Source organism: Streptomyces sp. NBC_01283 (assembly GCF_041435335.1).
In the GTDB taxonomy this organism is placed as follows: domain Bacteria; phylum Actinomycetota; class Actinomycetes; order Streptomycetales; family Streptomycetaceae; genus Streptomyces.
Window position 1 is genome coordinate 1,885,321 of the sequence record NZ_CP108430.1, and the last position, 23,897, is coordinate 1,909,217.

A 23,897-nucleotide genomic window follows, 5' to 3' on the forward strand; every position below is an offset into this window, starting at 1 on the left:
GCCAGGAACGCAGCTGAGAGCGCGGCCGGAAACGCGGCCGGAGACGCCAGAGCCGGGCGAGCCGGAATCACGAGGATTCCGGCTCGCCCGGCCAAAGGCAGCCACGTCGCCCCCGTCCCCACGGTGCGGCGCGGCTCAGGCAGATCGGGGCCGGTCATCCATCGGGCCCCGGTCCACGATCAGGTGGATCGGGTCAGACCCAGTGCGGGAAGCACGCACGCCTCCACGAAGTCGGACAGGTACTCCTCGTCCGCGTGCTTGCCCTCAAGGACGGGCCGGGCCCGGACCACGCCCATGAGCTGAGCCGTGATGAACCGCGTGGCCGGATGGTCCGCGGCGATCTCACCCCGGGCCACCCCGCGCTTGATCAGCTCGTCCAGGGCCTTCGTCTCGGGCTCGACCAGCGCCTCGCGCAGCGCACTGCGCAGATCCTCGTCCTGAAGGACCGCATGACTCAGCGCCTGGACCAGCATGCTGTCCTGGGTCGACCACTCCCCCGCGGCCCGCGCCGCCAGGCGCAGATCACCGGCGAGCGTGCCGGTGTCGATGCCCGCGAACCGCACACAGCGGTTGGCGCGCAGGGCGGCGGCCACGAACTGGGGCTTCGTCTTCCACTGCCGGTAGAGCGTGGACTTGCTGCACCGGGTGGTCGCGGCCACGCCCTCCATGGTCACGGAGTCGTACCCGCACTCACGGAGCTGGTCCAGGACGGCCTCGTAGAACTCCTGCTCACGCTCGGGCGTGATCTTGGAGCGGCGCGACGAGCCCACGGGGTCGGCTGTCGCTGCGTCTGGTGCCTGGTCCGGCGACGTCATGACTCTTCTCCTCGGTGGGGCGGCTTCGACCGACCCTATCGATACGCCAGTGTACCGGTACGGCCGCGTATCGGTACACTGGCGTATCGGTACACTGGCGTATCGCTGAGTGCGGTGCTCCACGACGGAGCGGAACGCTTCCTCACTCACTACCCGCACCACCCAGTCATCACGTAAAGGGGCCGGGGGATGGAATCCCTAACCGAGCCTGCCGAAAGGGAACCGGACATAACCGTCCGGGAGCCGGACACATCTGCCCGACCGCCCCTCGTCCGCGAGCTCCTCCTCGTCGCAGGACTCTTTCTCGTCTACAAATTCGGCAGGCAGCTGGCCAACGGCCACACCGGTGAGGCCTTCCGCAACGCCCACCACGTGTGGGACGCCGAACGCACCCTGCACCTGCCGGGCGAGGGCGCCGTACAGGACGCGCTGCTCAGCAGCGACACCCTGGTGCACATCGCGAACACCTACTACGCGACCGTGCACTTCCCGGCCACCGCGCTGTTCCTGGTCTGGCTCTACCTGCGTCGGCCCCGGCACTACGTATGGAGCCGCCGGGTGCTCGCCGCGCTCACCGCGGCTGCCCTCGTGCTGCACCTGACCTTCCCGCTGGCGCCGCCCCGGATGCTGGCGGCGACCGGGCTCGTGGACACCGGGCAGGTGTACGGGCCGACGGTCTACGGCTCCACCCCGCAGACCGACACGATGGCGAACCAGTTCGCCGCGATGCCGTCCCTGCACTTCGGGTGGGCGCTGATGCTCGCCGTCGGTCTCATCGTCGCGACCTCGTCGCGGTGGCGGTGGCTGTGGCTGCTGCATCCGCTGATCACCCTGCTCGTAGTGGTGGGGACCGCCAACCACTACTGGCTCGACGCCCTCGTGGTGACCGCGCTGCTCGGCATCGCGCTCGCCGTGATCAAGCTGCCCGCCCCCGCGCGCTCGCTCGTCGTGCGGCGCCGCACGCCCGTACGTGAGCTGGCCGCTACCGGGGTCCGGCGATGAACGCCACCCTCCTCGCCGTCGCGCTCTCGCTCGTCTCGGCCGCCGCGTACGCCTCCGCCGCCGTGGCCCAGGAGCGCCTTGCCGCCCGCATCACGGGCACCGGCAACGGCTTCCTGCGGCTGCTCGGCAGCGGCACCTGGTGGTCGTCCGTCGGGCTCAACGCGTGCGCGGCGCTGCTGCACGTGGCGGCCCTGAAGTACGGACCGCTCACGCTGGTCCAGCCGCTCGGCGCGCTCACCCTGGTCGCCGCGGTGCCGCTGGGCGCACGCCTCGCGGGGCGGCGCGTCACCGCTCCGGAGTGGCGTGGCACGGGGCTCACGCTCATCGGCCTCGGCGCCCTGCTCCTCACCGCTTCCGGGCCCGCGCCCGACGACACGCTGACCCTCACGGAGGCGGTGGCCGTGGCGGGCGCCACGATGGCCGTCATCGGTGTCCTCTCCCGCCCGGGTACGCGGCCGGGGCTGCGTCACGCGACCGCTTCCGGGTTCGCCTCGGGCGTCGCGTCCGCGCTCACCCAGACCGTGACGGTCGCCGCGACGGACCGCTCGGGTCCGCTGCTCAGCCCGCAGGTGATCGTGGTCGCGCTGCTCGTCGCCGCGTTCGCCGTGGGCGGCATGTTCCTGTCCCAGACCGCGTACCGCGGGGGCCTCGGCGCACCGCTGGCCGTCGTCACCCTGGCCAACCCGGTGGCCGCCGCGGCCATCGGCCTGACGCTGCTCGGGGAGCGGCTGCAGGGCGGCGTGGGCGGGCTGGTCCTGGCGGCCGGCGGTGCGGCGATCGCGGCGTACGGCGTGGTGGTCCTGACCCGGTCGCCGCGGGACGAGCACGAGTCGGCCCCGGAGACACCTTCGGACCTGTCCGCGCTGTCCCCGCTGCCGTCGCTCTCCTCGCTGTCCGCGGAGGACTTCCTGTCATCCGTCCCGGGCCAGAACGAACCCACCGGTCTGCATCTGTCACGCCCTTGAGGCGCGCCGAACGGCGTCGGGCGCACCCTGAACCCAGGGTGCGCCCGATGCCGTTTCAGCGAGTCCGCGACTCAGCGCGGAACAACCTCACCCGAAGCCGCGCGAGTCCTGCTTCAGTGCCGTGTCGACCGTCAGGGCCGTCGCCACGACGAGGCTCAGGAGCGGCTCGGGCAGCTGGTAGTGGATCTGCAGGACGTAGTTGTCCGCGGTCGTGAACATCGTCTTGGCGAGGCCTTCCCAGGTCTTCGTGATCCGGGCGACCTCATTGTCCGCGTGGTCGACGATCGAGAAGTTCCAGGCACGCCAGTTCTCGGCCTTGATCGCGCCGGCCTGCTGGCCGTTGACCATGATCGCGAAATTGATCTTCCCGATCATGTTCTGCTGGACGATCTCACCGATCGGCTGGCCGTCGGCGCGCTCGACGATGACCCGCGACTTCATGAACTTGCGCGGGCGGGTCAGGTGGAGCACCGGCTGCCCGTACGCGTCGCGGATCTCGAGCTTGTGCGTCATGAACTGGTCGACGCTGGAGACGAAACGCGCGACCTTCTTGAGCGTGCTCTGACCGACCTGGACGACCGAGCCGAGCGTGTTGCCCGCCTGGTCCATGACGCTGTACTCGTTCGTCAGCTCGATGAGCTTGGCCTTCTGGTTCACCACGAGGACCGGCTCGGTGAAGAGCGTGCCGCCGCCCTGGGAGGTGGGCGCGACGCCCGCCTGCTGCTGGACCTGGCGCTGCACCTTGGCCGGGTCGGCCTGCGGGGCCACCTGCTGGGGATGACCGTAGTGACCCTGCTGCGGGGCCTGCTGCTGGGCTTGCTGAGCGAACTGACCCTGCTGCGGGGCCTGCTGCGCGAACTGCCCCTGCCCCTGCTGCTGGCCGAACTGAGCCTGCGGCTGGCCGTACGCGGCCTGCGCCTGCTGGTGGGCCGGCTGCGGCTGGGCCGGTTGGGCCTGCTGCGCGACCTGCTGCGGGACCTGCTGGGCCTGCGCGGCCTGGCCGCCGCCCTGCTGGTCCGAGTTGGTGTGCTGGGTCCACTGGGAACCGTCCCACCAGCGCAGCAGCTGGGGCGCGCCCTGGGGGTCCGGATACCAGCCTGCAGGAGTGTTCGAATGCGTTGTCACCCGGGCACACTATCCCGATGCGCAGGGCCCTCCGCCAGCCCCTTGCGCCTCCAGTGACGCGGGACTCACCAAACCGGCTTCCCGCCCCGGCACACCTCCGTCTGCCGGTGCCGGCGCCGCCGCCGGAGGTATGTCCCGGCGGCGGCGCCTCTGAGGTCCTGACAGGACGGGTAAGTGTCCCGACAGGACGGGGTCACCGGTTCCGTCAGGCCGTGATGATGGCCGGGTCGCTGACTCCCGCCTGGCCGTTCTCCACGTGTCCTGCGAAGCGCCGCGAGAAGGTGCCGTCCGCGTCGGACTTCACCGTCACGTCGTACCAGCGCTTGCTCGCCCGCAGGTCGACGGTGTGCTCGACCGTGCCGCCCGCCTTCACCTTGAACGTCTGGGCGGCGCCGCCGTAGCGGTTGGAGACGCTGAGGTTCACGTCGGCGCTGCCCGCGTTCCGCAGGGTCAGCTTGAGGTTGCCGGTCGCCTTGTCGTGGCGGGCGGTCACCTCGGGGCCCGCGGTCTTGCCGGGGCCCTTGAAGACGCGCAGGAAGCCGTTCGGCCCGAACACCGACAGGTCGTACGCACCCTTCGAGTACGCCGTGTTCCAGGTGTCGGCGATCTTCTTGCCGGCCTCCGTGGTGTACGTCCAGGGGCCGTCCGTGCGGTTGTTGGAGCGGACGTGGAAGCAGACACCCGCCGCGTCGCCCCCGCTGAACGTGAGCGTGAACTTGCCGTCGGCGGGCGTCCCTGACCCGTCCACCAGCGGCGCGTACGGCAGCGGGCGCGCGGGCCGGGAGCCGGACTCCTGCTTGGGCAGGTTCGCCTTCGCGGGCGCCTTCGGCACGTAGTCGGGGTGGCGCTCCTTGTCCGGCGGCTCGTAGGCGCCGGTGTCCGGCAGCTGCGCGGGGTCGGTGTCCTTGCCGCTGAAGTCGAAGGCGGAGGTGAGGTCACCGCAGATGGCGCGCCGCCACGGCGAGATGTTGGGCTCGCGCACGCCGAAACGCTTCTCCATGAACCGGATGATCGACGTGTGGTCGAAGACCTCGGAGTTCACGAAGCCGCCGGTGCTCCACGGCGAGACGACGACCATCGGGACGCGCTGGCCGAGGCCGTAGTGTCCGGCCGCGTAGGACGCGTTGCCCGGGAAGTAGTCGAGGGTCGTGTCGACGGTGGACTTGCCCTGGTTGGCGTCCTTGGGGACGTACGGCGGGACGATGTGGTCGAAGTAGCCGTCGTTCTCGTCGTACGTGATGAACAGCGCCGTCTTCGCCCACACCGCCGGGTTGGAGGTGAGCGCGTCCAGGACCTGCGCGATGTACCAGGCGCCGAAGTTCACCGGCCAGTTGGGGTGCTCGCAGAACGCCTCGGGCGCGGCGATGTAGGACACCTGCGGGAGCTTGTCGGCCTTCACGTCGGCCTTCAGGATGTCGAAGTAGCCCTCGCCCGCCTTCGCGTTCGTGCCGGTGCGCGCCTTGTCGTAGAGGGGGTCGCCCGGCTTGGCGTTGCGGTACTTGTTGAAGTAGAGCAGCGAGTTGTCGCCGTAGTTCCCGCGGTAGGCATCGTCTATCCAGCCCCAGTGTCCGGCCTTGTCCAGGCCGTCGCCGATGTCCTGGTACACCTTCCAGGAGACCCCGGCCTGCTCCAGGCGCTCGGCGTACGTCGTCCAGTCGTAGCCCGCCTCCTGGTTGCCGAGGACCGGGCCGCCGCCCTTGCCGTCGTTGCCGACGTGGCCGGACAGCATGTAGTAGCGGTTGGGGTCGGTGGCCCCCATGAACGAACAGTGGTAGTCGTCGCAGACGGTGAACGCGTCGGCGAGGGCGTAGTGGAACGGAATGTCGTCGCGCGTCAGGTACGCCATCGTCCGCTCGGACTTGGCGGCGATCCAGTTGTCGTACTTGCCGTTGCCGAAGGCGCTGTGGCCCCCCGCCCAGTCGTGGTCGAGGCCCGCGATGAACTGCATGCCGAGGTCCTCGGCGTCCGGATGGAAGGGCAGCACCTCCTTGCCGCCGCCCGACTGGTTCCAGACGGGTTTCCCGCTCGGCAGGGTCACCGGGCGCGGGTCACCGAAGCCGCGTACGCCCTTCATCGTGCCGAAGTAGTGGTCGAAGGAACGGTTCTCCTGCATCAGGACGATGACGTGCTCGACGTCCTCGATGGAACCGGAGCGGCGCTGGGCGGGCAGAGCGGCGGCGCGGGCGATGCTCTGCGAGAGCGTCGCGAATGCTGCGGTGCCGCCGGCGAGTTGCATGAACCGGCGCCGATTGAGTTCTGGCATGAGTGGATTCGACCTCGTGTTGTGGGGTGTGGGGGACGTGAGCGGGTGCAGTGTGTCAAGGGGAGCAAGGATCAGGGAAGGGGCCGTGACCTGGATGTGAAGAGAAGTCCAACCCTTGGTGGGTGGGACACAAGACCCGACCTTATGAGGACCTAAGTCCCGTATTTGACATATCTGTACCGGCATGCCTGACTTGGCCCTGCACCGCTCGATGGTGCGTTCTTCCGTGTCCCGCGATCGCAAGGAGGTGTTCGGGATGAGTCCCGAAGGAAGTCCTTGCGTCAGCGCCACGTCTCGCTGAAGCGGCCTCGTTCGCTGAAGCGGCCTCGCTCTCCGAAGCCGCTCTGCTGACCGAAGCGACTCCGCTTCCCGGCCGAGGCGTCCCGCCCGGCCCACTCCTCCGTCACGCGGTGACGCACCCACGGCCATGCGCCGTGCCCGCCGACGGCATCACCCCTCACATCTACGTCCCTGTGCACGGGCCTGCTTCGTCATGCCCCCGCACGGAGGGAGGTCTGCCATGAACAAGCTGATTCCCCAGGTACGCCCGGCATCCCCGGGCGAGAACCCCAGCGACAACCCCACCCCCACCACCCCCCGCCTCCGCGACGACCGCCGCGAGCGCAAGGCCGCCGAGCTGGACGCCCGCACCCGCGAAGTCGGCCTGCACCTGGCCGAGTTGAGCGCCAAGCCCGCCCGTGACGTCCTGCGGGACCTCGGCACGGACACCCGCGGCCTGCGCCAGGACCAGGTGCTCGAACGCCTGGAGCGGTACGGCGAGAACGTCGTCACCCAGGAGCGCGCGCCGCACTGGACGGCGCAGCTCGCCAAGTCCTTCCGCAACCCCTTCATCGGCGTACTGATCGCGCTTGCCGCGGTCATGTACTGGCAGGACCCGGCCGACCCCGGCGTCTGGATCCTCACCTCGATGGTGCTGATCAGCGGCCTGCTGCGGTTCTGGCAGGAGCTGCGCTCGACCCGCTCGGCCCAGGTACTGAAAGCTCTGGTCACCACCTCCTGCACGGTCCTGCGCCGGTGGAGCGAGCACCCCGGCACCGAAGAGATCCCGATGGAGCAGGTCGTCCCCGGCGACCTGGTGAAGCTGGCCGCGGGCGACTTGGTCCCGGCCGATCTGCGGCTGCTCACCGCCAAGGACCTGATGGTCGGTCAGGCCGCCCTGTCGGGCGAGTCGTTGCCTGCGGCCAAGTCGGACACGCGTACCCCTGACCTCGGCCAGGGCGCGACCACCGACCCCGTCGAGGCCGACAACCTCTGCCTGATGGGTACGTCGGTGACCTCGGGCACGGCGACCGGCGTGGCCGTCACCACGGGCGCGGACACCTACTTCGGCTCGATGGCGGGCGCCCTGGCCGGCGACCGCCCGCAGACCGCGTTCGACCTCGGCGTGCGGCGGGTCAGCTTCCTGCTCATCCGCTTCATGCTGGTGATGGTCCCGGTCGTCTTCGCGGTCAACGGCTTCACCAAGGGCGACTGGGACCAGGCACTGCTCTTCTCGATCTCCGTGGCGGTCGGACTGACCCCCGAGATGCTGCCGATGGTGGTCTCGGCGAACCTGGCCCGCGGCGCGGTCGCGATGTCGCGGCACAAGGTCGTCGTCAAGCAGCTCAACGCGATCCAGAACCTGGGCGCGATGGACGTGCTGTGCACCGACAAGACGGGCACGCTCACCGAGGACCGCATCGTCCTCGACCGCTACCTCGACGCCCACGGTCACGAGGACCGCGAGGTGCTCGAATACGCCTACCTCAACGCCCACTTCCAGACGGGCCTGCGCAACCTCATGGACCAGGCGGTCGTGGACCGCATCGACGAGGCCGAGGAGGTTGTCGTCGACCGGCTCTTCACGATGGTCGACGAGATCCCCTTCGACTTCGCCCGGCGGCGGATGTCCGTCGTGCTGCGCCGCGACGAACCGTCCGGACCAGCAGCCGAGCACACGATCGTCACCAAGGGCGCGGTGGAGGAGGTCATCGAGCGGTGCGGCCACATCATGGACCGCGGCGAGCGCGTCGAGCTCACCCGTCAACTGCGCGCCCACGTCACGCACATCAGCGAGCGCCACAACCGTGAGGGCCTGCGCGTCCTCGCGGTCGCGACGCGCACCGTGCCCGCCGATCGCGAGACCTACACGGCGGCGGACGAGTCGGACCTGACCCTCGTCGGGTTCCTGGCGTTCCTCGACCCGCCGAAGCGGGACGCCGGTGACGCCCTGCGCGCGCTCGCCGGGAACGGCGTCGCGGTCAAGGTCGTCACCGGCGACAACGAACTGGTCGCCGCGCGGGTCTGCGCGGACGTCGGCCTCGACGTCAGCGAGCTCATCACGGGCGCCACCGTCGACCTGGTCGACGACGCCGAGCTGCGCCGGCTCACCCGTACGACCACGGTGTTCGCGAAGGTCAACCCGGTCCAGAAGGCACGGATCGTACGGTCCCTGAAGGCCGACGGGCACACCGTCGGCTTCCTCGGGGACGGCATCAACGACGCGGCGGCGCTGCGCGAGGCGGACGTGGGCGTCTCGGTCGACACGGCCGTCGACATCGCCAAGGAGTCCGCGGACATCATCCTTCTCGAAAAGGACCTGATGGTCCTGGAGCAGGGCGTGTTGATGGGCCGTCAGACCTTCGGCAACACCATCAAGTACATCAAGATGACGGCGTCGTCGAACTTCGGGAACGTCTTCTCCGTCCTGGTCGCGTCAGCGTTCCTCCCCTTCCAGCCGATGCTCGCCATCCACCTCCTGGTGCAGAACCTCTGCTACGACATCAGCCAGCTGTCGATCCCCTGGGACCGGATGGACAAGGAGTACCTGCGCAAGCCGCGCACCTGGGACGCCAAGGGCATCGGCCGGTTCATGATCCGGATCGGTCCGATCAGCTCGGTCTTCGACATCACCACCTTCCTGGTGATGTGGTACGTCTTCCAGGCCAACTCGCCCGCGCAGCAGACCCTCTTCCAGACGGGCTGGTTCGTGGAGGGCCTGCTGTCGCAGACGCTGATCGTGCACATGATCCGCACGCGCAGGATCCCGTTCATCCAGTCCCGTGCGTCACTGCCGGTGCTGTTCATGACGGGCGCGGTGATGGCCTTCGGTCTCTGGCTGCCGTTCTCGCCGCTGGCGTCGGCCCTGTCGATGCGGCCGCTGCCGATGAGCTACTTCCCGTGGCTGATCGGGACGCTGCTCGCGTACTGCACGCTCACCCAGGTGGTGAAGGGCTGGTACATCCGGCGCTACGGCAGCTGGCTCTGATCCCGAGGGCCGCGGCTCAGCGGCTCAGCGGCTCGTGAGGATGACGAGCCGCTGGGTCGCGCGGGTCATCGCGACATAGCGGTCGACCGCTCCCTCGATGCCCTCGCCGAAGTCCTCCGGGTCGACGAGGACGACCAGGTCGAACTCGAGCCCCTTCGAGAGCTCCGGGGTCAGTGACCGCACGCGGTCCGTCTCCCGGAAGGCGGGATCGCCGATGACACAGGCGACCCCGTCGGCGTGGGCGGCGAGCCAGCCGTCCAGGACCGCGTCGAGGTCCGCCACCGCACCGCGCGTGACGGGTACGCCGCTGCTGCGGATGGAGGTCGGCACGTTGGCGTCGGGAAGCGCGGCCCGGATGACCGGCTCGGCCTCCGTCATGACCTCTTCCGGCGTCCGGTAGTTGATGCTCAGGGACTCCACCGTGACGCGGTCGAGCCCGATCCGCTCAAGGCGTTCCTGCCACGACTCCGTGAACCCGTGCCGGGCCTGCGCGCGGTCGCCGACGATGGTGAAGCTGCGGGACGGGCAGCGCAGCAGCAGCATCTGCCACTCCGCGTCGGTCAGCTCCTGTGCCTCGTCCACCACGACGTGCGCGAACGGTCCCGCGAGCCGGTCCGGGTCGGCAGGGGGCAGCTCGGACTCATCGACCAGGCTGACCTGGGCGTCCTGCCCGCGCAACATCGTCACCAGGCCCTCGCCGTCGTCACCGTCGGCGCCGGAGGCCGACGCGGCGTCGATGAGGTTGTCGACGACCTGCGCCATCTGCTCGCGCTGGGCGGCGAGGATCGCCTCGTGCCGGCGCTTGCGCCGTGCCGCCTCCGGGTCCCCGAGCCGCTGCCGTGCCGCGTCCAGGAGCGGCAGGTCGGACAGCGTCCAGGCCTGGGGCGCCTCCTTGCGCATCAACGTGCGCACCTCGTCCCCGCCGAGCCAGGGGGCGCACATCCGCAGGTAGGCGGAGTTCGACCACAGGTCTCCGACGAGGTCGGCCGCTTCGAGCAGCGGCCACGCCCGGTGCAGGGTGGTGACCAGCTCCTCGTCGTGCCGCAGCGACCTCTCGAAGAGCTCGCCGGGAACGTCGCCGTCGAGCTTGTCGAGGAGGATGGCGACGAGCTCCTCCCAGATCTGCTCGCGCGCCTCGTTGTGCGGGGTGCCGCGTCCCGCCGCGTCGAACGCGTCGGCCCAGTCGTCGGCGCTCAGCCGGACGTCGGCCCAGTCGGTCGAGACCGTCATCCCCTTGGTGGGCGGCTCCTCGTAGAACCTGACGGCCTTCTCGATCGCCTTCACCATGCCGGCGGACGACTTGAGGCGCGCCACCTCCGGGTCGGCCTCGGCCCGCGCCGCGGCTCCCTCGGCGACGAGGTCCTGCAGGATGCAGGTCTGCACGCCCTCCTCGCCGAGGCTGGGCAGGACGTCGGCGACGTAGTTCAGGTAGGGCCGGTGCGGGCCGACGAAGAGCACCCCGCCCCGGCTGTGACCGAGGCGGGGGTCGGAGTAGAGGAGGTAGGCGGAACGGTGCAGGGCGACGACGGTCTTGCCCGTACCGGGACCGCCGTCGACGACGAGAGCGCCGCGTGAGCCCGCCCGGATGATGGCGTCCTGGTCGGACTGGATGGTGGAGAGCACGTCGCGCATCCGGGACGAGCGGTTGCTGCCCAGGCTGGCGATGAAGGCGGACTGGTCGTCGAGGGCCGCGTGCCCCTCCAGCCCGTCGGCGGTGAACACCTCGTCCCAGTAGTCGCTGATCCGGCCGTCGGTCCAGCGGTACCTGCGGCGGCTCGCCAGGCCCATCGGGTCGGCGTGGGTCGCCGCGAAGAACGGCTCGGCCGCGGGTGCGCGCCAGTCGAGCAGCAGCCGGCGGCCCTCGCTGTCGGTGAGGCCGAGCCTGCCGATGTAGACGGGCTCGGGGTCGTCCGCGGTCACGATGTGTCCGAGGCACAGGTCGAGACCGAAGCGGCTCAGCGCGCGCAGGCGACCGCTCAGGCGGTGGATCTCCAGGTCCCGGTCCATCGCCTCCCGGCCGATGCCGCCGGGCGCCCTGCGCTGGGCGTCGAGGCGGTCGGACACGTCGGCGATGGTCTGCTCGAGGCTCTGTGCGATGGCCGCGAAGTGCTTCTCGTCCCGGTCGATCAGCGTCGGGTCGGCCTTGGGGGCGAGGTGGGCAGGAAGGTCGAACGCAGACAGCAACGCAGGCACTTAATGAATCTCCCGTTTTCGCAGGTCCTGGGCTTAGGCCTGCGATTGTGCGGTACGACCGGGGCCTTGCCGCAAGCCCCCCGCTGCGCTATAAATTAAGAGTGGCAAGGAGTGCGAACACCTCCTTGCCTCTTCTTTTTCTCCTCCGCCGACGCACTCTAGGTGCCGCGGGCAACCATGCGCGAGGATGTGGCGGGTCGGCGCTTCCAGTGATCGAGGAGAGTCATGACCGCACGCATCCATGGCACCTGTGCCCCGGGATTCGAGGGCGTACGCGAGGAGTTCGAGCGGAACTTCACCGAGCGCGGCGACCTCGGGGCAGCCGTCGCGGCCACCGTGGACGGCGAGTTCGTCGTCGATCTGTGGGGCGGTGACGCGGACAAGACGGGCACGCGCGCGTGGGAGCGCGATTCGCTGGTGAACGTGTACTCCACGACCAAGGGGATGACCGCGCTGTGCGCGCATCTGCTGGTCGACCGGGGCGAGCTCGACCTGGACGCACCGGTCGCCCGCTACTGGCCGGAGTTCGCCCAGGAGGGCAAGGCGGACATCCCGGTGCGCTGGCTGCTGAGCCATCGCTCCGGTGTGATCGCACCGCGCGAGCCCATGACGTCGGACGACCTCTACGACTGGGAGAAGGTGTGCGGGGCGCTCGCCGCCGCGCCGCCGTGGTGGAAGCCTGGTTCGGCCCAGGGGTACCACGCGCTGAGCTTCGGCTATCTGGTCGGAGAGGTCGTCCGGCGGATCACGGGGGTCTCGCTCGGCACGTTCCTGCGCAGCGAGGTGACGGGGCCGCTGGGCGCGGACGTCTTCGTGGGCACCCCGGAGAGCGAGCACGGCCGGTGCGCGAACATGGCAAGGCCGATCGTCACGGACGGCCCGCGCAGCGCACTCGGCTCCGCTCCCCCGCCCGCGCCCCCGGTGACGTCGATCGACGACCACCCCATGGCGGTCGTCACGCTCGCCCTGCAGTACCTCCCCGTGGGCAATGTGAACACCGCTGCCTACCGGTCCGCCGAGATCCCCGCGGCCAACGGCCACGCGTCCGCCAGGGGCCTCGCGACGGTGTACGCGGCGCTGGGCGGCGGGGAGTTGGTGAGCCCCGGGGCACTGGAGCGGCTCCGGACACGGCAGGGCGAGCCCGACGAGCCGGACCTGGTGCTCGCGGCGGGCACGGCGTGGGGCGAGAAGTGGGACTGGGGGCTCGGCTACATGCTGAACCTGTACGGGCAGGCAGGCCCCAATCCGCGGGCCTTCGGGCACGGCGGCGCGGGCGGGTCCTACGCGTTCGCCGATCCCGAGAACCGCGTCTCGTTCGCGTACGTGATGAACCAGATGGGCGGCGGGACCTCCGGGGAGGATCTGCGGAGCGTGCATCTGGTGGGGGCGTTGTACCGAGGGCTGAAGGGCTGAGGCGTTGAGCGGCCGGGGTTGAGGGGCTGGGGGTTCGGGGCGGCACGGCAGGTGGGAGATCCGCGGGAACGTAATCTGCCCCCATGGAGCAGCCCACCCCCCGCCACCGCCCGACAGGGCAGTACGCCGCCGCCGACTCCCGTAGGGCGGCCATCATCGACGCGGCTCTCGCGCTCTTCGCCAAGGCGGGCTATCTGAACTCCTCCCTGGCGAAGATCGCCACGGAAGCGGGCACCTCCGCCACCGTCATCACCCACCACTTCGGGTCGAAGCAGCGGCTCCTGATGGCGGTGCTCGAAGCACGCGAGGAACGCACGGTCCGTACCTTCGGACGGCTCGGCCCCGACTCCGGCGGTGCCGACGTGCGCGCGCTGTTCCGGGAGGTCCTCGCGCTGGCCTCGTACAACCTCACCCAGCCGGGGCTCATCCAGCTCTACACCAAGCTGTCGGCGGAGGCCGGCGACCCCTCGCACCCGGCACACGACTACTTCAGCGAGCGATACGAACGTGTCGCGCACTCCCTGGCCGCCGTGCTGCAACGCGCGGTCGAGGCAGGGCAGTTGAGGCCAGAGACCGACGCGGAAAGCGTCGCCCGCGAGATCCTCGCCGTGTCCGACGGGCTCCAGGTCCAGTGGGCCATCGCCGAAGGGCGGCTGGATTTCGTCGGGTTGTACCGTGCGCACCTGGACCGGCTCACCCAAGCCCTCACCGTGGACGGTGCAGGACTTGGTGAGCCGGCCGAGGCGGAGCGGCTCCCCTAGACCGTCTCCTCAGTGGCACTGGCCTCAGTGGTACTGGCCGACTACGTAGTCACCCGCGGGCTGCTGGGTGATCACGTTGCCGCGGTTGAAGGCGTTGATCACGGCGATCACGGTCACCAGGGCGGCGAGCTGGTCCTCGTCGTAGTGCTTGGCCGCGTTCGCCCACACCTCGTCCGGGACGCCGCCTGCCGCGTCCGCGATCCGGGTGCCCTCCTCCGCCAGTTCCAGGGCGGCGCGCTCGGCCTCGGTGAACACCGTGGCCTCGCGCCAGGCGGCCACCAGGTGCAGGCGCACCTGGGACTCCCCGGCGTGTGTGGCGTCCTTGGTGTGCATGTCGATGCATCCGGCGCAGCCGTTGATCTGGCTGGCGCGGAGCATCACCAGTTCACGCGTCGCGGCAGGCAGCGTCGACTCCGTGAGCGACGTGGCGGCGGCGACGATGTGCTTCATCGCCTTGGCCGCGACCGGGCTTGCCATGATGTTCAGCCGAGCTTCCATGGTGCACTCCTGTGTGGTTGCCGCTGGGTACACCTCATGGACGGTTCAGCCCCGCGTGCTGTGACATGCGCGGATGTGACGTGGGTCTCCCCCTGCCGCCGCCCTAGCGCGCCACCCCCGTCAGGCGGATGTCGCGGGACGACGACCCGACGTACACCGCACGCCGCCCCTCGGGGCGTACCCAGTGGCCGCGGTCCGTGTCCCAGTACGACAGCTGCCGCTCGGCTACCCGCACCCTGACCCGGCGCGACTCCCCCGCACGCAACTCGACGCGGTCGAAGGCGGCCAGTGTCTTCACCGCCATCTCCACGTCGGCGCCGCGCGGCGGGCCCACGTACACCTGCGGGACCTCCGCGCCCGCGCGGCGTCCCCGGTTGGTCACCGTGAACGACACCTCGTAGCCTTCGCCCGCCCTGCGCACGGAGAGGTCGCCGTAGCCGAACTCCGTGTAGGACAGGCCGTGTCCGAAGGGGAAGAGGGGCTCGATGCCCGCCTTGTCGAAGCCGCGGTAGCCGGTGAAGATGCCCTCGCTGTACGTGACCGTGCCGTCGACGCCGTAGTACCGCTCGGGGTGGGCCGGGTCCAGGGTGGGGTGGTCCGTGTCCTTCTTCGGCCAGGTCACCGTGGCTTTGCCGCCCGGGTTGGCGCGGCCGGTGAGGAGGTCGGCGGTGGACCAGCCGCCCTCCTGGCCGACGTAGCCGGTGTGCAGGATCGTGCCGACCTCGCGGCGCCAGGGCATCGTCGCGGGGCAGCCGGTGGTGAGGACGACGACCGTACGCGGGTTGGCCCTGGCCACGGCCGTGATCAGCTCGTCCTGGTGGGCGGGGAGCGTCAGCGTGGTGAAGTCGCCGCCACCTCCCACCGATCCGCCGGAGCCGTTGAAGGCGAAGACGACCGGGGTGTGGACGCGCCGGGCCAGCCGCGCCGCGGCGGCGATGGAGGCGCTGCGCCGCTCGGGCGTCACCCAGGCGAACCGCACCTGGACCGGGCCGCGTTCGGCGATGGTCGTGGCCCAGCCGGTGGCCTTGACGACGACCTGGTAGGACTTGCCGCCGGTCAGCTGGACGGGTTCGGCCTGGCCGTTGTCGAGGCCGTCCGTGGTCGGGACGATCGAGGACCACTTGCGGGCGAAGCTGTCGCGGGCGCCCGCCGCGGTCGTCAGCTCCTTGCCGTCGAGGCTCAGCGAGACGGCCGCGCCCCAGCCCTGGATCTTGAGCGCGTACTCGCCGGTGGCGGGCGGCACGAAGGTGCCGGTCCACTCGGCGGTCGTGCCGACGGGGAGTGCCTTGTCGCCGACGAAGTCGATCGTTCGGTCCGTGCCTTTGCGCTCGCCGCCGTCCTTGCGTGTCAGGCCCTTGGGGAACGCGGAGGCGGGGACGGCCGTGCCCGTGAGGTCGACGCCGACCTCGTGGGCGATCGCCCGCTTGGTGCTGCGGCGCAGTGCGTCGAGCGGGCTGACCAGGCGCTCTTCGAAGCCGTACGCACGCTCGCCGGAGACCGAGGTGGCCACCTGGCCCGCGGTCGGGCCGATGAGTGCGAGATCGCGGAGGGCGGCGTGCGACAGCGGCAGGCCACCGTCGTTGGCGAGCAACACCGCGCCCTGCGTGGCGACTTCGCGTGCCACGCGAGCCCCGGCCTTGACGTCGATCTCCTTGCGGGCGGGAACACGACTGCCGTCGAGCATGCCGAAGGCGTCGTACCGGCCGAGGATGCGGGAGACGGCGGTGTCCAGGGCGGCCTCGGGAATGGAGCCGTCCTTGATGGCCTTCTTCAGCGGCTCCCCGTAGAACGAGCCGTCCCACATCTGCATGTCCTGGCCCGCTTCGAGCGCGGCCGTGGAGTGCGTGGCGCCCCAGTCGGAGGTGACGAAGCCCTTGAAGCCGAGTTCGCCGCGGAGGATGTCGGTGAGGGTGGTGCTCTGCTCGGAGTTCCACTTGCCGTTGAGGTGGTTGTACGCCGACATGACCGAGGCGACACCGGCGCGGACCACTGCCTCGAAGGCGGGCAGATACAGCTCGTGCAGGGTGCGGTCGTCGACGACGAAGTCGTAGGAGTTCTCCGGCTTCTCGCGGTCGAACTCGTGCAGGCGCTGGTTGTTGGCGAGGAAGTGCTTGGCCTGGGCGAGCATGCCCTGCGCCTGGACGCCCTCGACCTGGGCGGCGCCGATCAGGCCGTTGAGGTAGGGGTCCTCGCCGGACTGGTCCTTGTTGCGGCTGAAGAAGGGCGTGCGGGAGAGCTCGATCTGCGGGGCGAGCAGGACGTCCATGTCGAGGATGCGGCCCTCGCGGCCCATGACCTCGCCGTACTCGCGGGCGAGTTCGAGGTTGAAGGAGGAGCCGAGCGTGGCGACCGGCGGGAGGCCGGTCGCGGACTTGGTGACGTTCACGCCCGCGGGGCCGTCGGACAGGCGGAGCTCCGGTATTCCCAGACGTTCGACGCCCGGCAGGTATCCGGCCTGACCCAGTCTTCGGGGGTCGGTCGCGCCGTGCACGAGGCTGATCTTCTCGTCGAGGGTGAGGCGGGCGATGAGCCCCCGGACGCGGCGCGTGGCGGCGGCCGCGCCCGGGGTGGCGGTTCCGGTGCCTGCGCTGGCGCCTTGGGAGGCTGCGGCGGCCGTGGCGGGGGTGGCACCGGCGGCGGCCAGGAAGGCGAAGGCGGCTGCGGTGCCGCCCAGTTGCTTCATGAGTTCACGACGTGTGGTGGCAGGCATGGCGAAATGGCCTCCGAACGCGGCTCTGGACATGCCGAACTGGGTCGACGACGCCAAGAGCTGAATGCGTCATCCGCGCCAGTGCGGTGTTACGGGGCCTGAGTCTTGATTGGTTGAACACTTAAGGTCAAGGCTCGCGTCGGCAAAACTTTGCGGGTCGTTCAGTTTTGCGGGGGTGGGTGGGATAGAGAGCTGGCGCCGTCGGCCATGAGGCTCTCGTTGCGACCTCGTGAACGCTGCGGCGTACGGGGAATAGCGGGGCGATCATGGCGGTCGTCCTAGGTGAGGCCCTCGTCGCTAGGCGGTGCGGGGTTCACGGCTCACGGTTCACGGCTCACAGTTCACGGCTCGAAGCGAGGGAGCACATGTCCAAGGCGTACGTATTCACCCGGTTCGGCGGCCCTGAAGTGGAGACCTTCCTCGACCAGGACCCACCGGAGCCCGGTCCGGGGCAGCTTCTGGTCGCGGTGCGGGCTGCGGGGGTCAACCCGGTCGACTGGAAGCTGCGCGCGGGGAAGCGGAGGCCCGGGTCGCCGCCCGCCGAGTTCCCTGAGGTGCTGGGCAGCGAAGTCGCGGGCGTGGTCGAAGCGGTCGGGTCGGACGTCGTGGGCGGCGCGGGCGTTGGGGACGGCTCGGACTTTGCCGTCGGCGATGCGGTGTTCGGTAATCCGGACACCGGTGGTTACGCCGAGTACACCCTTCTCCCCGCCTCTCTCACCGCGCACAAGCCCGCGGGCCTCAGCTTCACGGAGGCCGCCGCGCTGCCGGTCGCCGCGGCGACGGCGTACGACGGGTTGCGTCAGCTGGATCTGCCCACCGGGGCGACGCTGCTGATCACCGGGGTAGGCGGCGGTGTGGGCGTGGCCGCGGCACAGTTGGCGCGGCACCTCGGCGTCCGTGTGGTGGGCACGGCAAGCGAGGGCAAGCGGGCTTTCGTCGAGTCCCTGGGCGCGGTGCATGTGCCGCCGGGGCCCGGTCTGGCGGACCGGGTGCGGGCGGCTGCGCCGGGCGGTCGCGTCGACGCGGTCTTCGATCTGGTGGGCGGCGAGGATCTCGTGGCGGCGGCGTCCCTGCTCCCCGACCCGCGGGGGAAGCTGATCACGGCCGCGGCCAAGGAGACGGTCGCCGAGCTGGGCGGGGCGGCGGTCGCGCGGGCGCGGACCAGGGAGGTCCTCGACGCGGTGGCGCGGCTTGCCGTGGACGGGGTGCTGCGGCCTCAGGTGACGGCGACGTATCCGCTGGAGCGGGCCGGTGAGGCGCTCCGTGCGGTGGAGGATGGGCATGCGCGGGGCAAGGTCGTGATCGAGGTGGGCGCGTGAGTGGCGTTACGCCGGTGTCCGGCCTCGATGCCCCGGGCGGTGACCTCCGTACTGCGCCCCCACGGGGGACACATCCCTTGGACAACCCTGCCTACGCCGCGTTGAACGGGCCGCACGCGCGGTTCGCCGAGCGGCGGGGGCGCGTGGTCCGGTATCCGCTGGACGTGTCGCCGTGGATGGGGCTGCCCGATGCTCCGGAGGCGGACGACTGGGCGGATCTCGCCGCGCTCGCGGGGCCCGGCGCGGACGTTCCGCTGGCCGGGGTGCGGGTGGGGTTGCCGGAGGGGTGGGAGGTCACGTTCGACATAGAGGGCGTGCAGTTGGTGGATGACGGGGTGGCCGCCGCGCCTGACGCGGAGGCTGTGCGGCTCGGGGCGGCTGACGTGCCGGAGATGCTGGACCTGGTCCGGCGCACGCAGCCCGGCCCCTTCTTGCCGCGAACCGTGGAGCTCGGCACGTACCTCGGCATACGCCGTGGGGGTGCTCTCGTGGCGATGGCCGGGGAGCGGTTGCGTCCACCGGGGTGGACGGAGATCAGCGCGGTCTGCACCGATCCGGCTTTCCGGGGGGAGGGGCTTGCGACGCGGTTGGTCCTGGCGGTGGCGGACGGGGTCCGCGCCCGCGGGGAAACACCGTTCCTGCACACGGCTGCGCGGAACGTAGGTGCCATCCGGCTGTACGAGTCACTGGGGTTCCGGCTGCGACGGACGACGCGGTTCTACTCGGCACGGGTGCCGGTGGAGGGCTGAGGTTTCCCTGGGGTGCGGTGCGGTCCGTCTGTGCGGGGGCGGGGCCGTGCCGCCAGGTCCCTCACGAGCGTTGCCGACTGCGGGTGCGTGCGTGCTGCGGGGCCGGCCGGTTGTGGGGACGGCGCCGCGCCGGTATGCCCATCCTCGCTAACGCCCGATGGCCGCGAGGCTTCTCCGGCTCCGGAGCGCCACGAACCGCGCTCCGGACGGTCACCGACTGCGAGCGCGTGCGGGCAACGGGTTCGGTCCGGCCGCGGGTGCGGGGCCGCGCCGGTATGTCCGCCCTCCCCCCTAACATCCAGTGCCCGCAGGGCCACTTCGGCTCCGGAGCGCCGCGAACCGTGCTCCGGACGGTCGCCGGCTACGAGTGCGTGCGGGCCGGGATCCCACCCTGGTCCGATTCGCTGCCCCATCCCTCCCCTGGCCCTACGTTTCCCGCCCGCCCCGCCGAGCAGGTCACTCCCCTACCCGCGATGCAGCCCTTTCCCGGCCCAGCGGGGCAATCGGGGCGGTGGGTGGGAAAGGCTTGCACCGGGCGAGGTGGAGACGGGGCAATCGGGCGGGTGGGTGGGAGAGGCTTGTTCGGGGTCAAATGGACGCGGGGCAATCGGGCGGGTGGGTGGGAGAGGTCTGTTCGGGGTCAGGCAGGTGCGGGGGGATCCGGTGCGTGGGTGGGAGAGGTCTGTTCGGGGTCAGGCAGGTGCGGGGGGATCCCGTAAGTGGGTGGGGGAGGTTCAAGCGGGGGCGGCGGCCATCGGCCTGGGCCGAAAAGGAGAGGACGGGGCGGCGTACGCGTTGGTAGGTTCCGAATCATGGAACCTATCGGCGAGAAAGAGATCCGCGCGGCCTTCGTCAACTGCTCCAAGGGCGAAGCCCGCAGACTCGCCCTCCCCGCAGGCTTCCCGGAGACCCCCTGGTCCGACCTGGACTTCCTCGGATGGCGGGACCCGAAGGCCCCGGACCGCGGCTACATCGTGACGGAGCGGAACGGCGAGTACGTCGGCATCGCGCTGCGCGCCTCGACAGGCGCGCGCAGGAGCCTCCTGAAGTCCAGCATCTGCTCGGTCTGCGTGACCCCGCAGTCCGGCTCGGGCATCACGCTGCTCGTGGCACCCCTCTCCGGCCCGGCGGGCCGGCAGGGCAACTCGGTCGGCATCTACATCTGCGCGGACCTCGCCTGCTCCCTCTACGTACGGGGCAAGAAGACCACCGCCCTGGCCCGCCGCTTCGAGGAGAGCCTCACCCTTGAGGAGCAGAACGCGCGCACCGTGGCGAACCTGCACGGCTTCCTCGACAGGGTCCTCGAAGGTTCGCAGGCGGCGGCCTGACCCTCGGGTCAGGACTTCCGGGGATCGACCACCTGCAGGGTGAGCGCTGCCGACGGCTGCGCGATCCCCGGGCCGCCCGCGTCGGCCCACTCGAGTATCTCGTCGATCGAGTCGTCGTCCATGGCGAAGCCCACCCAGACGGCCCGGCCACCGCGTCGGCGCCCCTCCCGGGAGGGCTGTACGACGATGATGTTCGCCTGCCCGCAGGGCCCGAGGCACTCACTCGTACGCACCGCGAACCGCCCCGCCGACTCCGCGGCGGCGGCCCGCATCCGCGCGAGCTGCCAGGCGTGGTCGGTACCGGGGTGCTTGCGCGAGTTGCCGCAGCAGCAGCCCCGGCACACGACCAGTGTGCAGGGGCGGGCGGCGGCGGATCCGATGGAGATGACGGGGCTCATCCGGTGATCATCTCAGCTCCGATGTCAGACCCCCATGGCACGCTCGGTCCATCGCATCCCACCCGGCGGAGCGAAGAAGTGGAGCAGGAGCCATGTCGACCCAGTGGACCGTCACCATTGACTGTGCGCAGCCCGGTGACCTGGCCAAGTTCTGGGCCCTGGCCCTGGGTTACGCGGAGAAGCCGCCGCCGGACGGCTTCGACAGTTGGGGGGCGTGGTTCGCGCACCAGGGCGTCCCTGAGGAGGAGTGGGACGACGGTGCGTATCTGTCGGACCCGGACGGTTCCGGGCCCAGCCTCTCCTTTCTCAAGGTCCCGGAGTCGAAGGTGGCCAAGAACCGGCTGCACCTGGACGTGCAGGTGGGCGGCGGCCGTGCGACCCCCTGGGAGGTCAGGTGGCCGCGGGTCGTCGCGGCGGTCGAGAAGTTGACCGCCGCGGGGGCCACGGTGATTCGGGAGCACGAGATGCAGGGGAGGCCGGATCATGTGGAGATGGCCGACCCCGAGGGCAATGAGTTCTGTCTGGTCTGAGGGTGCTGGTCGGTCTGAGGGTGCTGGCTGGTCCGCGGAAGCTGCCGGGCTGTGGATTCCGGCTGGTCCGAGGATTCTGCCGGTCTCAGGACTCTGGTTCGTCGGCCTGCGCGTGGGCGCCCGGTCAGGCCAAGTACGCGAGGCCCGGATGCACCTCCCGGTATCCCTCCACCAACCGTCGCGCCACCTCCACGGAATCCACCAGCGGGTGCAGCGCGAACGCCTTCACCGCCGTGGCGCGTGAGCCGCTCTCCGCCGCCGACAGGATCTCCCGCTCCACCGCCTTCACCGCGCACACAAGCCCTGTCGCATGTCCGGGCAGCGGGTCCACGGCCATGGGGTGCGCGCCGTTGGCGTCGACGGAGCACGGGACCTCGATCACCGCGTCGGCGTCCAGGGCCGAAAGGGTCGTGCGGTTGCGGACGTTGAGGATCAGCGTCGTCCGCTCGTCCCGCGCGATCGCCCGCATCAGGGCGAGGGCGACCTTCTCGTATCCCCCGGATTCGAGGTCCTCGGCCTCGCGCTCACCGACACCCGCGGCCTCCCGGTTCTCTGCCATGTACGTGGCCTCGCGCTCGGCACGCGTGGCGTCCCAGGCCTTCAGCGCCGATGAGACCTCCGCGTCGCGGCTCAACTGCTCGTAGAACCGGGCCTGTTGCCCGCGCAGGAACGCTCCCCGCGTCTGCTCGGCCTCCTGGTAGGCGCGGACCGCCTCGCGGTTGAAGTAGTAGTAGTGCAAGTACTCGTTCGGGATGGCGCCAAGCGACTGGAGCCACTCCGCGCCGAACAGCCGGCCCTCCTCGAACGAGCCAAGCAGCTGTGCGTCGCCCAGCAGCCTCGGCAGTTCGTCGCGCCCCGCGATCCGCAGGCCCCGCAGCCAGCCCAGGTGGTTGAGCCCGACGTAGTCGATGAACGCCTCGTCCGGGTTGCCGCCCAGGATGCGCGCCACGCGGCGGCCCAGGCCCACCGGCGAGTCGCAGATGCCGATGACGCGGTCGCCGATGTGCCGGGACATCGCCTCGGTGACCAGGCCCGCCGGGTTGGTGAAGTTGATGACCCAGGCGTCCGGGGCGAGCTGCCGTACACGCCGTGCGATGTCGACGGCGACGGGCACGGTCCGCAGCCCGTACGCGATGCCGCCCGCGCCGACCGTCTCCTGCCCCAGGACGCCCTCCGCGAGCGCCACCCGCTCGTCGGCCGCCCGGCCCTCAAGACCGCCCACCCGGATCGCCGAGAAGACGAAGTCCGCGCCCCGCAGAGCCTCGTCCAGGTCGGTGGTGGCGGTGACGGCGGGGGCGTCCGGGACCCCGGCCGCCTGTTCGGCGAGGACACGGGCGACCGCGCCGAGCCGCCCCGCGTCCAGGTCGTGCAGCACGACCTCCGTGACCCGGCCTTCGGCATGGTCGCCGAGCAGCGCGCCGTACACGAGCGGAACGCGGAATCCGCCGCCACCGAGAATGACCAGCTTCACGTCTCAACCACCTTCTGTCGGAGCAGCCGCCGGACCGGCGTCGGAACACCTGGCCACCGGCACACGCATATCTGTCGGCCTGTCAGAACTCACCCGTCGACAGAGGTCACGTTACGTACGATTGCCCGGCAGCGATCGACCCCCCACGGAGGTAGCGCACCGATGACACACCTCAAGACGTCCGCGAAGGCATCCGCCGCCCTGTTCGGAGCCCTCGCGCTGGCGGTGGCCACCGGCACCGGCGCATCGGCCGACACCGCTCCGAGATCCCCCGGCGGCTGGCAGGAGTCCGGCGTCTCGTCCGTCAACTCCCTCACCGGAAGCCAGGGCCTGGCGAGCCGCGCCGACGGCAGCCTCCTCTACCGGGGCCTCGCCTCGGTCCCGCTCGACCTGCGGGTCAAGGGCTGGACCCACGTCGGCGACCCGGACATAGCCGACGGCCACACCTTCGACGCCTACCAGGGCGGTGACGACGCGAAGTCGAAGATGTTCGCCGTCACGACACCCGGCGGCAAGCGCTACCTCTACGAGCACCAGCTCGACGCGGGTGAGAAGCTCAACAACTCCTTCGCGTCGGTCTCGCCCGACAAGCAGTGGCTGGTGTCGGGCGAGTGGGGCGACCAGAACCGCCTCCAGGTCTTCCCCGCCCCGCTCCTCAACTCCTCGACGCCGCCCACCGGCGGGGCGCTCCCCCAGGCCGGTCAGATCTCGCTCGACAAGCCGGTCCGGGACATCCAGGGCTGCGACTTCGTCTCCGACACCCGGCTCGTGTGCGCGTCGAACGACGCGTCGAAGGAGCTGTGGCCCGAGGACCGGCCAGTCCTCCAGGTGGACCTGGAGCGCGCGCTCGACGGGAAGCAGATCACGGGCAAGGTCACGAGTCTGTTCGCCGCCCCGCAACGGAGTATCTGCCGCGGCACGTTCGAGACGGAGGGCGTCGACTACGACGCCGGGCGGCGCACGCTGCGCGCCGAGGTCGTGCCGCCGGCGCCGTGCCTGGTGACGACGTCCGTCTACGCGTACCGGCCGACGACGGGCTGACCTGCGCACCCACTCTGAACACACCCTGTACAAGCCGGACGTGTGCGA

Annotated in this window: 18 protein-coding genes; 10 read left to right on the plus strand and 8 right to left on the minus strand. The window is 70.6% G+C overall.

What is annotated here, in order from left to right; all coding sequences use genetic code 11:
- Nucleotides 1-179: 179 nt before the first annotated feature.
- Complete coding sequence (locus OG302_RS08625; RefSeq protein WP_371526217.1) at nt 180-815, minus strand: TetR/AcrR family transcriptional regulator C-terminal ligand-binding domain-containing protein; 636 nt, start codon at nt 813-815, stop codon at nt 180-182.
- 189 nt (nt 816-1,004) lie between these two features.
- On the opposite strand from OG302_RS08625, the gene OG302_RS08630 reads away from it, so the two are divergent.
- Both OG302_RS08630 and OG302_RS08635 read left to right on the plus strand, forming a co-directional pair.
- Entirely contained in the window at nt 1,005-1,817 is an 813-nt protein-coding gene (locus tag OG302_RS08630; RefSeq protein WP_371526218.1) for a phosphatase PAP2 family protein, read from the plus strand.
- Nucleotides 1,814-2,782 (plus strand): DMT family transporter, encoded by a 969-nt coding sequence (locus tag OG302_RS08635; protein ID WP_371526219.1) that lies wholly within the window; start codon nt 1,814-1,816, stop codon nt 2,780-2,782. The genes OG302_RS08630 and OG302_RS08635 overlap by 4 nt, the downstream gene beginning before the upstream one ends.
- An 87-nt stretch (nt 2,783-2,869) precedes the next feature.
- Here the strand turns inward: OG302_RS08635 and OG302_RS08640 are convergent, their stop codons facing one another.
- Both OG302_RS08640 and OG302_RS08645 read right to left on the minus strand, forming a co-directional pair.
- A complete protein-coding gene (locus OG302_RS08640; RefSeq protein ID WP_371526220.1) occupies nt 2,870-3,907 on the minus strand; it encodes a phospholipid scramblase-related protein in 1,038 nt (345 codons plus the stop codon).
- A 205-nt stretch (nt 3,908-4,112) separates the two neighbouring features.
- Nucleotides 4,113-6,170: a phosphocholine-specific phospholipase C gene (locus OG302_RS08645; RefSeq protein WP_371526221.1), complete on the minus strand. Its 2,058-nt coding sequence runs from the start codon at nt 6,168-6,170 to the stop codon at nt 4,113-4,115.
- Nucleotides 6,171-6,690: 520 nt separating this feature from the next.
- Between OG302_RS08645 and mgtA the strand changes: the two genes are divergently transcribed.
- Nucleotides 6,691-9,438 (plus strand): magnesium-translocating P-type ATPase, encoded by a 2,748-nt coding sequence (gene mgtA, locus OG302_RS08650; protein ID WP_371526222.1) that lies wholly within the window; start codon nt 6,691-6,693, stop codon nt 9,436-9,438.
- A 24-nt stretch (nt 9,439-9,462) separates the two neighbouring features.
- Here the strand turns inward: mgtA and helR are convergent, their stop codons facing one another.
- Nucleotides 9,463-11,631 (minus strand): RNA polymerase recycling motor ATPase HelR, encoded by a 2,169-nt coding sequence (gene helR, locus OG302_RS08655; protein ID WP_371526223.1) that lies wholly within the window; start codon nt 11,629-11,631, stop codon nt 9,463-9,465.
- Between the two features lie 225 nt (nt 11,632-11,856).
- On the opposite strand from helR, the gene OG302_RS08660 reads away from it, so the two are divergent.
- Nucleotides 11,857-13,044: a serine hydrolase domain-containing protein gene (locus tag OG302_RS08660; RefSeq protein ID WP_371526224.1), complete on the plus strand. Its 1,188-nt coding sequence runs from the start codon at nt 11,857-11,859 to the stop codon at nt 13,042-13,044.
- Between the two features lie 83 nt (nt 13,045-13,127).
- Nucleotides 13,128-13,805 carry a TetR/AcrR family transcriptional regulator gene (locus OG302_RS08665; RefSeq protein ID WP_371526225.1) on the plus strand — a complete coding sequence of 226 codons (678 nt, stop codon included), beginning with the start codon at nt 13,128-13,130 and terminating at the stop codon, nt 13,803-13,805.
- A gap of 24 nt (nt 13,806-13,829) precedes the next feature.
- Here OG302_RS08665 and OG302_RS08670 read toward each other — a convergent pair whose 3' ends face one another.
- Both OG302_RS08670 and OG302_RS08675 read right to left on the minus strand, forming a co-directional pair.
- Nucleotides 13,830-14,303, minus strand: coding sequence for a carboxymuconolactone decarboxylase family protein (locus OG302_RS08670; RefSeq protein ID WP_371526226.1), 474 nt, complete (start codon nt 14,301-14,303; stop codon nt 13,830-13,832).
- 103 nt (nt 14,304-14,406) lie between these two features.
- Nucleotides 14,407-17,013 carry a beta-glucosidase gene (locus tag OG302_RS08675; protein ID WP_371526227.1) on the minus strand — a complete coding sequence of 869 codons (2,607 nt, stop codon included), beginning with the start codon at nt 17,011-17,013 and terminating at the stop codon, nt 14,407-14,409.
- Nucleotides 17,014-17,378: 365 nt separating this feature from the next.
- Between OG302_RS08675 and OG302_RS08680 the strand changes: the two genes are divergently transcribed.
- The 3 genes from OG302_RS08680 (at nt 17,379) to OG302_RS08690 (ending at nt 20,409) form a co-directional block, all read left to right on the plus strand.
- A complete protein-coding gene (locus OG302_RS08680; RefSeq protein ID WP_371526228.1) occupies nt 17,379-18,332 on the plus strand; it encodes an NADP-dependent oxidoreductase in 954 nt (317 codons plus the stop codon).
- A 14-nt stretch (nt 18,333-18,346) separates the two neighbouring features.
- A complete protein-coding gene (locus OG302_RS08685; protein ID WP_371750059.1) occupies nt 18,347-19,081 on the plus strand; it encodes a GNAT family N-acetyltransferase in 735 nt (244 codons plus the stop codon).
- 812 nt (nt 19,082-19,893) lie between these two features.
- On the plus strand, nt 19,894-20,409 hold the full coding sequence (locus OG302_RS08690) for an FBP domain-containing protein (protein WP_371526229.1): 516 nt from the start codon (nt 19,894-19,896) through the stop codon (nt 20,407-20,409).
- 8 nt (nt 20,410-20,417) lie between these two features.
- Here OG302_RS08690 and OG302_RS08695 read toward each other — a convergent pair whose 3' ends face one another.
- The gene (locus OG302_RS08695; RefSeq protein WP_371526230.1) at nt 20,418-20,807 is read right to left on the minus strand and encodes a (2Fe-2S) ferredoxin domain-containing protein; all 390 of its coding nucleotides are present in this window, start codon (nt 20,805-20,807) and stop codon (nt 20,418-20,420) included.
- A 92-nt stretch (nt 20,808-20,899) separates the two neighbouring features.
- Here OG302_RS08695 and OG302_RS08700 point away from each other — a divergent pair, with 92 nt between their 5' ends.
- Nucleotides 20,900-21,337, plus strand: a complete 438-nt coding sequence (locus OG302_RS08700; protein WP_371526231.1) for a VOC family protein — start codon at nt 20,900-20,902, stop codon at nt 21,335-21,337.
- Between the two features lie 124 nt (nt 21,338-21,461).
- On the opposite strand, the gene OG302_RS08705 is transcribed toward OG302_RS08700, so the two are convergent.
- The gene (locus OG302_RS08705; protein WP_371526232.1) at nt 21,462-22,808 is read right to left on the minus strand and encodes a 6-phospho-beta-glucosidase; all 1,347 of its coding nucleotides are present in this window, start codon (nt 22,806-22,808) and stop codon (nt 21,462-21,464) included.
- Between the two features lie 162 nt (nt 22,809-22,970).
- Between OG302_RS08705 and OG302_RS08710 the strand changes: the two genes are divergently transcribed.
- Nucleotides 22,971-23,849 (plus strand): hypothetical protein, encoded by an 879-nt coding sequence (locus tag OG302_RS08710; RefSeq protein ID WP_371526233.1) that lies wholly within the window; start codon nt 22,971-22,973, stop codon nt 23,847-23,849.
- The last annotated feature ends 48 nt before the right edge of the window (nt 23,850-23,897 follow it).